The sequence below is a fragment of the Kribbella sp. CA-253562 genome (assembly GCF_050942265.1).
Lineage (GTDB): Bacteria > Actinomycetota > Actinomycetes > Propionibacteriales > Kribbellaceae > Kribbella.
This window is the reverse complement of sequence record NZ_CP192049.1, coordinates 5,828,888-5,843,236: the sequence shown is the minus strand read 5'-3', so window position 1 is coordinate 5,843,236 and position 14,349 is coordinate 5,828,888. Positions and strand designations below refer to the sequence as shown.

At 69.6% G+C, this 14,349-nt stretch carries 15 protein-coding genes; 5 read left to right on the top strand and 10 right to left on the bottom strand.

The window, feature by feature from the left end; genetic code table 11:
• Positions 1-24: 24 nt before the first annotated feature.
• Complete coding sequence (locus tag ACQPXM_RS27455) at positions 25-1,314, top strand: aspartate aminotransferase family protein (protein ID WP_432938513.1); 1,290 nt, start codon at positions 25-27, stop codon at positions 1,312-1,314.
• On the opposite strand, the gene ACQPXM_RS27450 is transcribed toward ACQPXM_RS27455, so the two are convergent.
• The 6 genes from ACQPXM_RS27450 to ACQPXM_RS27425 form a co-directional block, all read right to left on the bottom strand.
• Complete coding sequence (locus ACQPXM_RS27450; protein WP_432938511.1) at positions 1,311-2,201, bottom strand: aminoglycoside phosphotransferase family protein; 891 nt, start codon at positions 2,199-2,201, stop codon at positions 1,311-1,313. The two genes, ACQPXM_RS27455 and ACQPXM_RS27450, sit on opposite strands and share 4 nt — an antisense overlap.
• A gap of 102 nt (positions 2,202-2,303) precedes the next feature.
• Positions 2,304-3,167: an amino acid ABC transporter permease gene (locus tag ACQPXM_RS27445; RefSeq protein ID WP_432938508.1), complete on the bottom strand. Its 864-nt coding sequence runs from the start codon at positions 3,165-3,167 to the stop codon at positions 2,304-2,306.
• Positions 3,164-3,814, bottom strand: coding sequence for an amino acid ABC transporter permease (locus tag ACQPXM_RS27440; protein ID WP_432938505.1), 651 nt, complete (start codon positions 3,812-3,814; stop codon positions 3,164-3,166). Before ACQPXM_RS27440 ends, ACQPXM_RS27445 begins: the two co-directional genes overlap by 4 nt.
• 79 nt (positions 3,815-3,893) lie before the next feature.
• Positions 3,894-4,817, bottom strand: coding sequence for a glutamate ABC transporter substrate-binding protein (locus tag ACQPXM_RS27435; RefSeq protein ID WP_432938503.1), 924 nt, complete (start codon positions 4,815-4,817; stop codon positions 3,894-3,896).
• A gap of 57 nt (positions 4,818-4,874) precedes the next feature.
• Entirely contained in the window at positions 4,875-5,603 is a 729-nt protein-coding gene (locus ACQPXM_RS27430; RefSeq protein ID WP_432951098.1) for an amino acid ABC transporter ATP-binding protein, read from the bottom strand.
• Between the two features lie 199 nt (positions 5,604-5,802).
• Positions 5,803-7,350 (bottom strand): amidohydrolase family protein, encoded by a 1,548-nt coding sequence (locus ACQPXM_RS27425; protein WP_432938500.1) that lies wholly within the window; start codon positions 7,348-7,350, stop codon positions 5,803-5,805.
• A 100-nt stretch (positions 7,351-7,450) separates the two neighbouring features.
• Here ACQPXM_RS27425 and miaB point away from each other — a divergent pair, with 100 nt between their 5' ends.
• The gene (gene miaB, locus ACQPXM_RS27420; protein WP_432938498.1) at positions 7,451-8,929 is read left to right on the top strand and encodes a tRNA (N6-isopentenyl adenosine(37)-C2)-methylthiotransferase MiaB; all 1,479 of its coding nucleotides are present in this window, start codon (positions 7,451-7,453) and stop codon (positions 8,927-8,929) included.
• The gene (locus tag ACQPXM_RS27415; RefSeq protein ID WP_432938495.1) at positions 8,929-9,588 is read left to right on the top strand and encodes a phosphotransferase; all 660 of its coding nucleotides are present in this window, start codon (positions 8,929-8,931) and stop codon (positions 9,586-9,588) included. The genes miaB and ACQPXM_RS27415 overlap by 1 nt, the downstream gene beginning before the upstream one ends.
• Here ACQPXM_RS27415 and ACQPXM_RS27410 read toward each other — a convergent pair.
• The 4 genes from ACQPXM_RS27410 to ACQPXM_RS27395 all read right to left on the bottom strand — a co-directional run bounded on the left by ACQPXM_RS27410 (position 9,585) and on the right by ACQPXM_RS27395 (position 12,722).
• Positions 9,585-11,420 carry a LamG-like jellyroll fold domain-containing protein gene (locus ACQPXM_RS27410; protein ID WP_432938492.1) on the bottom strand — a complete coding sequence of 612 codons (1,836 nt, stop codon included), beginning with the start codon at positions 11,418-11,420 and terminating at the stop codon, positions 9,585-9,587. The genes ACQPXM_RS27415 and ACQPXM_RS27410 overlap by 4 nt on opposite strands.
• A 193-nt stretch (positions 11,421-11,613) precedes the next feature.
• Positions 11,614-12,069: an NUDIX hydrolase gene (locus tag ACQPXM_RS27405; protein ID WP_432938490.1), complete on the bottom strand. Its 456-nt coding sequence runs from the start codon at positions 12,067-12,069 to the stop codon at positions 11,614-11,616.
• Between the two features lie 126 nt (positions 12,070-12,195).
• Positions 12,196-12,438 carry an antitoxin gene (locus tag ACQPXM_RS27400; protein WP_432938487.1) on the bottom strand — a complete coding sequence of 81 codons (243 nt, stop codon included), beginning with the start codon at positions 12,436-12,438 and terminating at the stop codon, positions 12,196-12,198.
• Between the two features lie 86 nt (positions 12,439-12,524).
• Positions 12,525-12,722 (bottom strand): hypothetical protein, encoded by a 198-nt coding sequence (locus ACQPXM_RS27395; RefSeq protein WP_432938485.1) that lies wholly within the window; start codon positions 12,720-12,722, stop codon positions 12,525-12,527.
• A 144-nt stretch (positions 12,723-12,866) separates the two neighbouring features.
• Here ACQPXM_RS27395 and miaA point away from each other — a divergent pair, with 144 nt between their 5' ends.
• Entirely contained in the window at positions 12,867-13,841 is a 975-nt protein-coding gene (miaA, locus tag ACQPXM_RS27390; RefSeq protein ID WP_432938483.1) for a tRNA (adenosine(37)-N6)-dimethylallyltransferase MiaA, read from the top strand.
• Positions 13,828-14,349, top strand: coding sequence for a SigE family RNA polymerase sigma factor (locus tag ACQPXM_RS27385; protein WP_432938481.1), 522 nt, complete (start codon positions 13,828-13,830; stop codon positions 14,347-14,349). The genes miaA and ACQPXM_RS27385 overlap by 14 nt, the downstream gene beginning before the upstream one ends.

Below are 14,349 nucleotides of genomic sequence, written 5' to 3'. Positions count from 1 at the left end.
ACCGAGATGAGGTATTGCTAAGACATGACACATGCGGAGCTGTGGGAGCGTCACCAGGCCGTCATGCCGGACTGGCTCGCGTTGTACTACGAGGAGCCGATCGAGATCGTCAGCGGCTCCGGGCGCCGGGTCACCGACGGGGAGGGCAAGGAATACCTGGACTTCTTCGCCGGCATCCTGACCAACGCGATCGGGTACGACGTCGCCGAGATCTCCGACGCGGTCCGCGAGCAGCTGGCCAGTGGTGTCGCGCACACCTCCACGGTCTACCTGATCCGCCGCCAGATCGAGCTGGCCGAGAAGATCTCCGAGCTGTCCGGGATCAAGGACGCGAAGGTCTTCTTCACCAACTCCGGCACCGAGGCGAACGAGGCCGCGCTGCTGTTCGCGACCCAGAAGCGCCGGTCCAACCAGGTGCTCGCGATGCGCAACTCCTACCACGGGCGCGGTTTCGGCACGGTCGCGATCACCGGAAACCGGGGCTGGTCGGCGAGCAGTTTGTCGCCGGTGAACGTGCAGTACCTGCAGGGCGCGTACCGCTACCGCAGCCCGTTCCGCGACCTGCCCGACGCCGAGTACGTCAAGCGGTGCGTCGACGACCTGCGCGAGGTGATCGCGACGACCACCGCGGGCGACGTCGCCTGCCTGATCGTCGAGCCGATCCAGGGCGTCGGCGGGTTCTCGTCGCCGCCCGACGGCCTGTACGGCGCGTTCAAGGAGGTGCTCGACGAGTACGGCATCCTGCTGATCTCCGACGAGGTGCAGACCGGGTGGGGCCGCACCGGTGAGCACTTCTGGGGCATCCAGGCGCACGGCGTCGTACCGGACGCGATGACGTTCGCGAAGGGCCTCGGCAACGGCTTCGCCATCGGGGGAGTGGTCGCGACGCCGGAGCTGATGGACAGCTTGAGCGCGAACTCGCTGTCGACGTTCGGCGGCAACCCGATCTCGACCACCGCGGCCAAGGCGACGATCGAGTACCTGCTCGACCACGACCTGCAGGCCAACGCCGCCAAGCGGGGCGCGCAGCTGGCCGACGGGCTGCGCGGGATCGCCGACGAGTTCCCGGAGCTGGGCGACGTCCGCGGCAAGGGGCTGATGCTGGCCGCCGAGATCGTCAAGCCCGACGACCAGGCGCCGGACGCCGCGACGACGGCCAAGCTCCAGCAGGAGGCGAAGAACCGCGGCCTGCTGATCGGCAAGGGCGGCCTCTACGGCAACGTGCTGCGGATGGCGCCGCCGATGACGTTGACCGAGCCGGAGACCAGCGAGGCGATCGAGATCCTCCGGGAGTCGTTCAACACCCTGCGCTAGCCGGCGTACCGCTGGTGGTCGGCGAGGACCTCGTCGATCACCAGCCGGTTGGCGTCCACGTTCTCACCGGCGGCCATCACGATCAGGGCCTTCCATAACGCCCAGCCACGCGCTCGCGCCCACGTGCCGGCATCGGCATCGACCGTACGCCGAAACGCCGCGCGGCTCTCGCCGGAGAACATCGTCCAGGCGATCACCAGGTCGCAGGCCGGGTCGCCGACACCCGACGTACCGAAGTCGATGACGGCCGACAGTCGCCCGTCCCGGACCAGAAGGTTGCCGCTGGCAATGTCTCCGTGGAACCACACCGGCGGCCCGTCGAACCGGCTCGCCAGCGCCGCTTCCCAGACCTCCGTCGCAGCCTCGACGTCAATCCGTCCGGCGAGCGCGACCAGCGCCGACCGCGTCTGATCGTCGTAGTACGCGGGTGGCCCACCGCGGTGGAAGTTGTGCGGTCCCGGCAGCGGCCCGCCCGTCGCGTCGCACACCTGCAGGGCCAGGACGAACTCCGCCACCGCCACGGCGAACTCGGTCAGATCCGAGATGCGCTCGACCGACGAGGTCTCCCCGTCGATCCACCGCCGGATCGACCAGTGGAAGGGGTAGCCCTCACCCGGCACCCCTTTGCCGAGCAGCTCAGGCACCGGCACCGGCAGGAACGGCGCCAGCCGCGGAAGCCACTCGTCCTCCTTGTCCACCGCCGGCGCGTACGCCGCGGCGCTCGGCAGGCGCACCGTCATCGACTCACCCAGCCGGTAGGTCCGGTTGTCCCACCCGTCCACCTTCACCGGCTCCACCGGCAGCTCGGCCCACTGCGGAAACTGAGCCTTCACCAGCCGCTTCACCAGCCCGGCATCGATCCCGCCTCGCCCGTCCACAGAAGTCATCCGAAGAGTCTCCCGGCCGGTTGCTCAGCCCGGCAAGGCCTTTTCACCCCCGGACCTACAGCGGCCCGGGCTGCGGGAACCGCAACCCGGGCCGGCCCGAGATCAGAGCGTGGCCTCCGGGGCCATCGCCTTCTCAGCCGCCTCCGGCGACGGGCCGCCCTTGCCGGAGCGTCGGGAGCGGCCCTCCAGCCAGCGGGCGATCACGGACAGCAGGGAACACAGGCCGATGTAGATGACGGCCACGACGATGTACGTCGGGATGTAGGGGAAGCCGAACTCCAGCCGGCCGCCCATCTGCTTGGCGACGTACAGCAGCTCGTTGTAGGTGATGATGAAGCCGAGCGCGGTGTCCTTCAGCAGCACGACGAGCTGGCTGACGATGGCCGGCAGCATCGCCCTGATCGCTTGCGGGAGCAGGATCAGCCGGACCACCTGGTTCTTGCGCAGGCCGGTCGCGTACGCCGCCTCGCGCTGGCCCTTCGGGACCGCGGCGATGCCGGCCCGGAAGATCTCGGCCAGCACCGAGCCGTTGTAGAGCGTCAGACCGAGCACGACCGCCCAGAACGGCGACAGGCCCAGCTGGTACTGCAGGCTGCCGTAGTAGAAGAAGAACATCAGGATCAGCAGCGGGATCGCCCGGAACAGCTCGACGACCAGCGTCGCGGGCGCCCGCAGGACCGCGTGGTCACTGATTCGCGCTGCCGCGAAGACGGCGCCGAACAGCATCGCGAGCACCGCGGCCAGACCGGCCGCGCGCAGCGTGTTCAGCAGGCCGTCGAGCAGCTCGTTCTGGATCGCGGTGTACTGGAACTGAGCCCAGCGCCGGCTCTCGAACTGGCCGGTCTGGTTGAGCCGGAAGATCACCCACGCGACGGCGCCGAGCAGGACCAGCACGACCAGGGCGTTGATGATCCGGTTGCGCGCCTTCGCGCGCGGTCCGGGGACGTCGTACAGCACCGCGCTCATCCGGCCACCGCCGTCCGTCGTTCGGCCCACCGCTGCAGGAAGACCAGGGGGATGATCAGGATCAGGAAGCCGATGGTGATCCACACCAGCGTCAGCATCTGGTTCTCACCGCGCTCGGCCATCACCGCCGGGATCGCCCCGGCCTCCAGGACCGAGAAGCCGGCCGCGATCGTGGTGTTCTTCAGCAGCGCGATCAGCACGCTGGTCAGTGGCGGCACGATCGCCCGGAAGGCCTGCGGCAGCACCACGATGTTCAGCACCTGCACGAACGTCATCCCGACCGACCGGGCCGCCTCGGCCTGGCCCGGCGGGATGGTGTTGATCCCGGACCGGACCACCTCGCAGACGAACGCGGAGGTGTAGACGGTCAGCGCGGTGACCGCGGACCAGAAGAACGTGGGCAGGTTCAGCTGCATCTTCGGCGCGCCGAAGACCAGGAACGCGAACACCAGCGTCAGCGGGGTGTTGCGCAGCGTGTTCACGTAGCCGGTGCCGATCGCACGCAGGGCGGGGACCGGCGAGACCCGGAAACCGGCCAGCAGGGTGCCGAGCACCAGGCTGAGCACGCCCGAGATCAGGAACAACCTGAGCGTGGTCCAGAACCCTTCCCGGAACAGTTCCCAGTTGTCGGTGAGGACCGAGAGCATCGCGACCTTCCAGAGAATGAGGGGAACGCAGACCGGCCACGGCGCCGGTGGGAGCCGGTCGCCGTGGCCGGACGGTGGATCAGTACTTCTCGAGCGGCGGCGGCGTGCCGGCCGAGCCGGACTTGCCGAGCGTCGCGTCGTACAGGGCCTGCCAGGTGCCGTCACTGAAGGACTTCTCGAGACCGGCGTTCACCTTGTCCCGCAGCGCCTTGTCGGCCAGCGGCAGCCCGATGCCGTACTTCTCGGTGCTGAACGGCTTGCCGACCACCCGCAGCTCGTCGGGTGCGTTGGCCGCGTAGCCCTTGAGGATCGCGTCGTCGGTGGTGACGGCGTCGGTCTTGTTGTCGAGCAGCTGGGAGACGCACTCGGAGTAGGTCTTGAACTCGGAGATGTTGCTCGCCTCGGTCAGGCCCTCGTCCTTGACCTTCTGGATCGGGGTCGAACCGGTCGCCGAGCAGACCTTCTTGCCCTTCAGCGAGTCCTTGCCGCCGTCCATCGAGGTGTCGCCCTTGCGGACCAGCAGGTCCTGACCGGCGACGAAGTACGGGCCGGCGAACGAGACCAGCTTCTTGCGCTTGTCGGTGATCGAGTAGGTGCCGACGTAGTAGTCGATCTCGCCACCGCCGATCGCCGTCTCGCGGTTGGCCGACGGGATCTCCTTGTACTCGATCTTGTCGGGGTCGAAGCCGAGCTGGGCCGAGACCATCCGGGCGATCTCGATGTCGAAGCCACAGCGCTTGCCGTTGGCGTCCTTGTAGCCCAGGTTCGGCTGGTCGGCCTTGACGCCGACGACGGCGTTGCCGCGGGCCTTGATCTTGGCGTACGTCGGGCTGCCGGCCACGTCGGCCGCGGGTGCCACGTCGAACTTGTGCAGGTCACCGCAGTCGCCGGAGGTGCTGCCGCCACCACCACTGGCTGCCGGTGTGCCGTCCTTGCCACAGGCACCGACGGTCAGCGCGAGGGCCGCGACGCCGACTGTGGCGACGAGGTTGCGCATTCTCATTGGGAATCCCCTTCGTGTTGTGGAGCGGTAACGACCGGCCGCAGGGCCGGCGGGCGTCTAGTGCTTGAGGATCTTCCCGAGGAAGTCCTGGGCGCGACGGGAGGTCGGGTTGGTGAAGAAGGTCTCCGGGGTAGCCTCCTCGACGATCTCGCCGTCGGCCATGAACACCACCCGGTTCGCCGCGCTGCGGGCGAAGCCCATCTCGTGGGTCACCACGACCATCGTCATGTCCTGGCGGGCCAGGTCGATCATCACCTCGAGGACCTCCTGGATCATCTCCGGATCCAGCGCCGAGGTCGGCTCGTCGAACAGGATGACCTTGGGGTCCATCGCCAGCGCGCGGGCGATCGCCACCCGCTGCTGCTGGCCGCCGGACAGCTGGGCCGGGTACTTCGAGGCCTGGTTGGCGACCCCGACCCGCTCGAGCAGTTCCATCGCCCGATGCTCGGCCTTCTTGGCGTCGACCTTGCGCACCTTGGTCGGGCCGAGCGTGACGTTCTGCAGGATCGTCTTGTGCGCGAACAGGTTGAACGACTGGAAGACCATGCCGACGTCGGCGCGCAGCCTGGCCAGCGCCTTGCCCTCGCTGGGCAGCGGCTGGCCGTCCAGCGTGATCGTGCCGGAGTCGATCGGCTCCAGCCGGTTGATCGCGCGGCACAGCGTCGACTTGCCGGACCCGGACGGACCGATCACGACGACGACCTCGCCCTTGCCGATGGACAGGTTGATGTCCTTCAGCACGTGCAGGTCACCGAAGTGTTTGTTGACGCCGGTCAGGGAGACCAGGCCGGTCTTCACCGGAACGGTGTTCGTCGAGGTGACGGAATCGTTCATGGCGTGAACCTAGCCGAGGCGGGGGTTGCCTCGCACGGCCCCCCGATTCCACGGAGGTAACGATCTGCGACGGTGAGCGCGGACTGTGACGCCGTCGTCACAGTCCGCGCGTTGTCGCTCGATGTCAGGACTTACCGGTCAGGTTTCGGGGTCAGCGCTCGTGCCGCAGTCCGCCGCAGCACCCGCCCGCCACGAGCGCCGGCCCGGCCGGCGGAGCCTGTACGGCGGCCTCGACGTCGGCCAGCATCCGCGCGCGGGCCGCGGGCGAGATCACCCGGCCGCGGGTGACGACCGTGTGGATCCGGCGGGTGTTGTGGATGTCCAGCAGCGGATCGGCGTCCAGGACGACCAGGTCGGCGATCTTGCGTGGGGCAACCGATCCCAGATCGTCGCTCAGGCCGAGGAACCTGGCGGGCTCGACGGTGGCGGCGTACAGGGCCTGGCGCGGGGTGACCCCGGCGCCGACCAGCAGTTCGAGTTCGTCGTGCAGGGCGAAGCCGGGCACGGTCCACGGCGCGCCGGTGTCGGTTCCGGTCAAGACGGGCACGCCGTGGGCGAACAACTGGCCGACGAAGTGCTGCCGGTAGTTCCACATCCGCTGCTGCCGGGCGATCTCCTCCGCTGGGCGGTTGGCGGTGTAGAGCTCGGCCAGCACGTACTCGTACGTGGCGATCGAGTCCGCGCTCAGGTACTTGCCGACTGCCGGGTCGAGCCCGGTGAAATCGGGCCGGTCCAGCACGTTGTGCATGGTCAGCGTCGGCGTGATCCGGGTTCGATTGCGGCGCAGCAGCCCGAAGACCTCGGCGGCCCGCGCCGGGCTGAAGGAGTTCGCGGCGATCCACTCGATCGGGTGCACCTGGCGGAACCAGCTGTTGTAGTCGCCGGTCCTGATCGTGATGGCGCGCTGCATCCGGCGGACCTCGGCCGCACGGCTGGAGACCGAGAGCGCCAGCGCGTGGATGTGCTCGATGCTGCGCTGGCCGCCGGAGCTGACCTCCTGGACCGAGACCTGGTCCGGCGCGTGGCCGTGCACGGTCAGCCCGACCCGCCGCGCCTCGTCCAGAATCGCCCGGTACGCCGCGGGCCCGAGCCGCGAGTACACCTTGACGAAGTCGGCGCCCTCCGCCTTCACCCGCCGTACGGCGGCCCGCGCGCCCGCCTCGTCGTCGACCACCAGGACGTGCAGCAGGTTCGGGTCCCACAGCGTCGGATCTCCGTCGACGATCTGGCTGGCCACCACCATGCGCGGGCCGAGCAACGTGCCGGCGTCGATCCGGTCGCGCCAGTGGTACAGCACCGGATCCGTCACGGCCATCTCGCGAACGGTGGTCACGCCGTTGGCCAGGTACAGCGGCGGCGAGACGTGCTCGTCGCCGAGGCTGTGCACGTGCATGTCGGCCAAACCGGGGACGACGAACTTCCCGGTCAGGTCGAGCTCGGTGGCGCCGCGCGGCACCGGGATGCGGCCGACGCCGATGATCCGGTCGCCACTGATCAGCACCGTCTGCCGGCGGGCGCGGTGCCCGGTGGCGACGTCGATCACGGTGACACCGGTGAGAGCGGTGATCCGGGTGGTCCCGACGGCGCCCAGCGGGGCGACCAGCGCGGCGGCGGGCGAGGAGGAGGCGAAGGTGCCACCGGCGACGACAGCAGCGGCTCCGGCGGAACGGGCGAGGAACTGACGGCGAGAGCTGTTCATGCCTCTGACTGTCCCGGCTGCGACCGCGCGGGTCAGGGGATGCAGGCAGCCAGCCCAGGTAGGGAAATGTCCACCCCGGGACGTACTCTTGGTGGCTGTTATGCGTACCTATGAGGTCCGCACCTACGGGTGCCAGATGAACGTGCACGACTCCGAGCGCCTGCGTGGGCTGCTGGAGGACGCCGGCTACGTCCGCGCGCCCGAGGGCGACCAGGCCGACGTGGTCGTCTTCAACACCTGCGCGGTCCGGGAGAACGCCGACAACAAGTTGTACGGCAATCTCGGTCACCTGGCGCCGGTGAAGGCCAAGAAGCCGGGCATGCAGATCGCCGTCGGCGGCTGCCTGGCGCAGAAAGACAAGGCCACCATCACCCGGAAGGCGCCCTGGGTGGACGTTGTGTTCGGCACCCACAACATCGGTTCCCTGCCGGTGCTGCTGGAGCGGGCCCGGATCGCCGAGGAGTCCCAGGTCGAGATCCTGGAGTCCCTGGACGTCTTCCCGTCGACGTTGCCGACCCGCCGCGAGTCGCCGTACTCGGCGTGGGTGTCGGTCAGTGTCGGGTGCAACAACACCTGCACGTTCTGCATCGTGCCCGCGCTGCGCGGCCGGGAGAAGGACCGCCGGCCGGGCGACGTGCTGGCCGAGGTCGAGGCGCTGGTCGCCGAGGGCGTGCTCGAGGTGACGCTGCTCGGCCAGAACGTGAACTCCTACGGTGTCGAGTTCGGCGACCGGTACGCGTTCTCGAAGCTGCTGCGCGCCTGCGGGCAGATCGACGGGCTGGAGCGGGTCCGCTTCACCTCGCCGCACCCGCGCGACTTCACCGCCGACGTGATCGAGGCGATGGCGCAGACGCCGAACGTGATGCCCTCGTTGCACATGCCGCTGCAGTCGGGCTCGGACCAGATCCTGAAGACGATGCGGCGCTCGTACCGGCGTGATCGGTACCTGAAGATCATCGAGGACGTGCGCGCGGCGATGCCGGACGCGGCGATCACCACCGACATCATCGTCGGCTTCCCCGGGGAGACCGAAGAGGACTTCCAGGGCACGCTCGACGTGGTCCGGCAGGCGCGGTTCGCCGGGGCGTTCACGTTCCAGTACTCCAAGCGCCCGGGCACTCCGGCGGAGTCGATGGAGGACCAGGTCCCGCGCGAGGTCGTCCAGGAGCGCTACGAGCGGCTCGTCGCCCTGCAGGACGAGATGGCCTGGACAGAGAACAAGGCCCTCGTCGGCCGGTCGCTGGAGGTCCTGGTCGCGGAGGGCGAGGGGCGCAAGGACGCCACCACCCACCGGCTGTCCGGCCGCGCCCGCGACAACCGCCTGGTCCACTTCGCGCTGCCCGAGGGCGTCGAGCGTCCCCGCCCCGGCGACATGGCGACCGTCGAGGTCACCTACGGAGCCCCGCACCACCTGGTCGCCGACGTCTTCGGTTCAGTACGCCGTACGCGGGCCGGCGACGCGTGGGAGCGCGCGCAGGAGACGCCGGCGACCCCGGCTCCCGGCGTCATGCTCGGCCTGCCCACCATCGGCAAGCCGGCCCCACTCGAGCCGGTGGCCGGCGGCTGCCAGGTCAACTGATGCTGTCCCCGGAGGCGGAGCCGTTCGCCTCCGGGCGGGACGCCGACGTCTACGCGATCGACGACGAGTGGGTCCTGCGCCGGTACCGCAACGGGCATCCGGTGCGGGACGAGGCCGAGTTCATGCGGTGGGTCGGCCGGCACGGGTACCCGGTGCCGGCGGTCGATCGGGTCGATGGAGCCGACATGGTGATCCAGCGGCTCGACGGGCCGACGCTGGCGGCCGCGGCGATCGCCGGGGAGGTCGGTCCGGTCGAGCTCGGTGAGTTGCATGCCGAGCTGCATCGGCGCTTGCACGCCATCCCCGCGCCGAGTGGCACGGCGGGTCAGGTCGTGATGCACGGCGATCTCCACCCGGAGAACGTGCTGCTCACGGCCGACGGTCCGGTGGTGATCGACTGGCGCAACGCCGCGGAAGGCCCGCCGGAGTTCGACGTGGCGATGACCGCGATCGTCTTCGCCCAGGTCGCCCTCGACCCGGCCTTCGCCGAGCTCTCCCCACTGCTGCGCGAGGCGCTCGGCGCCTACCTCGCCAACTCGATCGACCCGACTTCACAGTTGCCGGCCGCGCTGGCGTCGCGCGGCCGCAATGTCACGCTCACCCCCGAAGAGCTGGCCCTGCTGCCCCGACAGGACCAGCTCATCCGGTCGTACCTCTAGGCGGTCAGGAACTCCTGCGGCTGCAGCGCCCGCTCGACGATGCGCAGTTCGCCGATGTGACCGGCGAAGGCCTGCTCGATCGTGTTGTCGTAGTGGTTGGCGCCGAGCAACCAGGGCAGGTTGGCGGTGGCCAGACCGTTCGAACGCGTCGCCGGGTTGCGCAGCAGCGGCGACGAGTCGACGTACAGGGTGGTGTGGCGACCGTCGTTCACCACAGCCAGGTGGAACCACGTCCCGGCGACCTGTTCGTGACCCCAGTTGGTGAACGTGTCGTTGCGGTCCAGCGGGTAGACCGCCCACTGCACCTGACGCCCGCCGGAGAAGCCGAGGTTGACCACCGGCTCCGAGGGGTCGCTGCCGGTCTTGCCCACGTCGGTGCCGGTGCCCATCCGGCTGAGCAACCCCATCCACGAGTGGTCGGCGCCGTCGTCGAGCAGTTTCACGAACGCCTCGATCGTGTAGCCGCCGCGGAAGGTGTGCCGGTTGAGGGCTGCATCGGCGGCCGTCGCCAGGTAACCCCCGCGCGCCGGCTTCTTGCCTCCGGCAAACAACCAGCTCGCGTGCCCGGGCTGCTCCGGGTGGAACTCGTCCGAGGCCCGCAGGCTGTCCGAAGGGCTGCCTGGCAGGTACGCCGTGGTCAGGTGGTTGCCGCGTCCGGAGTGGTCCGTCACCCGCGACTGCACCGGCCCGTCGAACCGCCAGTACGCGACCGTGCCCGGGATCACCAGCTTCGAAGCCGGGCGCGCCGGGCGAACCGGCACCGGCGCGAACCCGGCGAACCGCTGCGCGAAGTCGATCGGCACGCTGAAACGGTTCGTGTCGTCGGTCAGCTCGATCTCGTCCTCGGCCAGCAGACTGCGCCGGGCCGGATCCTGCGCGAGGATCCACGGCGACAGCGTCTCGACGTCGATCACGTTGCGGGCCAGGTCGAAGTGGTAGAGCCGGATCATGCCGCTGCCGCCGTAGTAGCGGTCCTGGTAGTTGGTGATGTGCAGGTGCACGTCGTGACCGGCCGCGTTCTGCCGGACCACCCGGCCGGACGGCCAGTAGTGGCCGTTCAGCGTGAGGAAGATCTGGTCGTTGTCCTTGACGAGCTGCTCCCAGACCCGGTTGCCGTGGTCGGAGAACTTCGCGACCGGGTCACCGGCGTCGGCGTACACCAGGTCGTGTGTGGTCAGGATGACCGGCAGCCGCGGGTGGTCCGCGATCACCCGGCGGGCCCACGCGAAGCCGGCGTCGGACGGGCGCCAGTCCATCGCCAGCAGCAGCCACTGCCGGCCGCCCGCGCGGAAGACGTGGTACGAGTTGTAGCCGTCCGGCGTCGAGCCGCCGTACGTGCTCATCCGGCGGAAGCGCCGCGGGCCGAACACGTGCAGGTACGGCGAATCGCCGCGCTGGTCGTCCTTCGAGGCGTCGATGTCGTGGTTGCCGGCCAGCACGCTGTACGGCAGCCGGGCCCGGTCGAGCACGCCGAAGACCGGGTCGGCCTGGGCGAACTCCGACGCCTGCGCGTTCTCGACGATGTCGCCGAGATGGGCGGTGAAGGCGAGGTTCTCGACGCCGCGGTTCTTGACCAGGTACTGGAAACTCGCCGTCAGCGGCGCGGAGTCGCCACGGTCGAGATCGAACAGGTACTGCGTGTCCGGTACGACGGCCAGCGTGAACCGCGGGTTGTCCGGAGCGGCACCCCGGCCGCCGGTCGCTCCGGCTGAGCTGATCGTGCTGCCCGACGGGCCGGCCGCGGCGACCCCCGGAATCAACGCCGCCCCGGCGCCGAGCGCGCCCGCCTGCAGGATTCGCCGGCGACTGGTTCCGTCGTACTGCTGGTCCATCGGTGCCTCCACGAGTTCGCTGACAACGCAGGAACTGTAGAGGTGGTTGCCTCCGGCCCGGTGAACAGCGGGCGAACCGGCGGGGCCGGCCGGCCGAACCCGCCGCCGGCGGCGGGCGGAACCCCGCCGCCGAGCTCTTGGTTGATTCCGAGTGGCCGCCGCCGGCGTCAGCGCCCGGTCCGCGAGAAGCAGATCAGCCGGCGAAGCCCTCGGCGATCACCGGCGGGAGATCGCCCGTGCGCAACCCCTCCAGGACGCGTGCCTCGTGCGGGACGACGGGTTCGGGCAACTGGTCGAGCCGGTACCAGCCGAGGGCATCGGCTTTGCCGGGCTCCATCGAGGTCGGCTCGCCGGTCCAGCGGGTCGCGGTGAAGAAGAAGTCGACCCGCTGGTCGATCGGGTCGCCGTTGCCGCCGGTGCGGTGCATCGCGGTGAGCGGGACCAGGTCGGCGGGATCGATGTCGACGCCGACCTCCTCGAGCACCTCGCGCCGGGCCGCGGCCAGCACCGACTCGCCCCGCTCGACATGCCCGGCCGGGACGGCCCAGTAGCCGTCCATGTAGCCGGTGTTGGCCCGCAGCAGCATCAGCACCTCGTCACCGCGCCGCAGGACGACGTACGCCGCCGGCACCACCTGAAATCGCTCCACGCCCAGAACCCTAGACGGCACCGGCGACAGTCCGGTCCGCGCGGCCCGGACCGGTGCTTGCCCAGGGCACCCGAAACGTGCGGAAGGGCCGCAGGAGACTCCTGCGGCCCTTCGTCAGCTACCGGGTCAGGCCGGGTTCGGCTTGTTGGTGATGTCGTCGTCCTGACCGTCCAGACCGTCGAGGCGGTCCTTGGCGACGTCGACGCCCTGGTCGATCTTGTCGCCGTACTTGCCACCGGTCTTGTCGTCAACGAAGTCGCCGGCCTTGTCGAGTCCGTCGCCGACCTTGTCGCCGTGGGAGTCGACCAGATCGGTCGCCTTGTCCTTGAGGTCCTCGGCCTTGCCCTTGAACTTGTCGAAGATGCCCATCTGGGTTCCCGTTCTAGCGTAGTGAACTGCTTACAGACAGCTAGCGGGATCATCCCACCTGCGAGGCCGCAGCGGTGGGACGTCGTTCAGTTTCCGCCGCCGCTTTCCACGTCGCCGCCGCTCTCGACGTCCCCGCCGCTCTCGACGTCGCCACCGCTTTCGACGTCGCCACCGGAGTCGCCGCCCTTGGTGCCCTTCAGTTCCACGTCACCGCCGCTCAGCTGCGGGCCGTTGTCCAGCGCGTCCTTGGCCGCCGCGGTCTCTTCCTCGAACTGGTTCGTCACTGCGGGTTCCCTCCCGATCGGTGGTCTGACTACTCCCTGTTCCTACTCGAACGAACCGGTTCTCCACAACCCCCACCCGTCGCTCTTGTCCCAGAGTTCACGCCGTTCGGGCGGTCCCGGCCCACGCACTGTCACACTGGACCGATGGCCGCACCACTCGTCGTCGCCGTCGTCGGTCCCACCGCGGCCGGCAAGTCCGACCTGTCCGTTGCTCTGTGCAAGCACCTGGGCGGTGAGGTGGTCAGCGCCGACGCCTACCAGGTCTACCGCGGGATGGACATCGGCACGGCCAAGATCACCCCGGCCGAGCGGGCCGGCGTACCGCATCACTTGCTGGACGTCCTGGATGTCACGCAGACCGCGACGGTCGCGGAGTTCCAGCAGCTGGCCCGGTCGGCGATCGACGACTGCCTGCGCCGTCAGGTGGTGCCGGTGCTGGCCGGCGGTTCGGCGCTGTACGTCCGCGCGATTCTGGACGAGTTCGAGTTCCCCGGCACCGACCCGGCGGTCCGTGAGCGGCTCGAGCAGGACCTCGCCGAGCACGGCTCCGGCGTACTGCACCAGCGGCTGGCCGAGCGTGATCCCGCGGCCGCCGCGCAGATCCTGCCGAGCAACGGCCGCCGGATCGTCCGCGCGCTGGAGGTCATCGAGATCACCGGAGCGCCGTACGCCGCGACACTGCCCGGGCACACGTCGATCTATCCCGGCGCGGTGCAGCTCGGGCTCGACGTGCCACGTCCCGAGCTGGACGAGCGGATCGGCCGGCGGGTGGACCGGATGTTCGAGCAGGGCTTCGTCGACGAGGTGCGCGGGCTGATCGACCAGGGCCTGCTCGACGGCCGGACGGCGAACCGCGCGCTGGGCTACCCGCAGGTGATCGCGCTGCTGCGTGGCGAGCTGTCCGAAGCCGAGGCCCGCGAGCAGACCGCGCAGGCGACCCGCCGCTTCGCCCGCCGGCAGGACTCCTGGTTCCGCAAGGACCCGAGGATCGTCTGGCTCCCGTACGACGCCCCCGATCTGGTCGAGCGGGCAATTCGTGCCCTCGAAGGCAACCGAAAGGGCACCCCCGACGTAGACGAGGTGGAAGAGGGCCTGGGGGCTGTGGATGCGAGGGGGTGACCGCGAGGCCGAGTTCCGTGAGTACGTGCTCGCGGACCGCACCAGACTGTTGCGGACGGCGTTGCTGCTCACCGCGGGGGACGTGCACACCGCCGAGGACCTGGTGCAGACCGCGTGCACCCGGGTGTACGTGCACTGGCACCGGATCCGGCACGAGGGCGCCGGGCCGTACGCGCACCGGATCCTGGTGAACGCGTTCCTGGACGAACGGCGGCGCAGTGGACGCCATCCCGAGGTGATGACGGCCGAGCCGTTCGAGCCGCGGGAGCCCGACGTCACCGACCACGCGGACCTGCTGGCGGTCCGGAGCGCACTGCTGGAGCTGGCGCCACGGCAACGGGCGGTCCTGGTGCTGCGCTACTTCCAGGATCTCGACGTGGCGACCTGCGCACGGATCCTGGACTGCACCGAGGGCACCGTGAAGAGCCAGACCGCGAAAGCGCTGAAGAGATTGAAGGATCTGATGGCCGACGACCAGGCCTCGGACCCTGCGACGGGGAGTAGTTGA

Coding starts and splice junctions, on each gene's coding strand:
- ACQPXM_RS27455 (WP_432938513.1), top strand. CDS start 25: ATGACACATGCGGAGCTGTGGGAGCGTCACCAGGCCGTCATGCCGGAC.
- ACQPXM_RS27450 (WP_432938511.1), bottom strand. CDS start 2,201: ATGACTTCTGTGGACGGGCGAGGCGGGATCGATGCCGGGCTGGTGAAG.
- ACQPXM_RS27445 (WP_432938508.1), bottom strand. CDS start 3,167: ATGAGCGCGGTGCTGTACGACGTCCCCGGACCGCGCGCGAAGGCGCGC.
- ACQPXM_RS27440 (WP_432938505.1), bottom strand. CDS start 3,814: ATGCTCTCGGTCCTCACCGACAACTGGGAACTGTTCCGGGAAGGGTTC.
- ACQPXM_RS27435 (WP_432938503.1), bottom strand. CDS start 4,817: ATGAGAATGCGCAACCTCGTCGCCACAGTCGGCGTCGCGGCCCTCGCG.
- ACQPXM_RS27425 (WP_432938500.1), bottom strand. CDS start 7,350: ATGAACAGCTCTCGCCGTCAGTTCCTCGCCCGTTCCGCCGGAGCCGCT.
- miaB (WP_432938498.1), top strand. CDS start 7,451: ATGCGTACCTATGAGGTCCGCACCTACGGGTGCCAGATGAACGTGCAC.
- ACQPXM_RS27415 (WP_432938495.1), top strand. CDS start 8,929: ATGCTGTCCCCGGAGGCGGAGCCGTTCGCCTCCGGGCGGGACGCCGAC.
- ACQPXM_RS27410 (WP_432938492.1), bottom strand. CDS start 11,420: ATGGACCAGCAGTACGACGGAACCAGTCGCCGGCGAATCCTGCAGGCG.
- ACQPXM_RS27400 (WP_432938487.1), bottom strand. CDS start 12,438: ATGGGCATCTTCGACAAGTTCAAGGGCAAGGCCGAGGACCTCAAGGAC.
- miaA (WP_432938483.1), top strand. CDS start 12,867: ATGGCCGCACCACTCGTCGTCGCCGTCGTCGGTCCCACCGCGGCCGGC.
- ACQPXM_RS27385 (WP_432938481.1), top strand. CDS start 13,828: ATGCGAGGGGGTGACCGCGAGGCCGAGTTCCGTGAGTACGTGCTCGCG.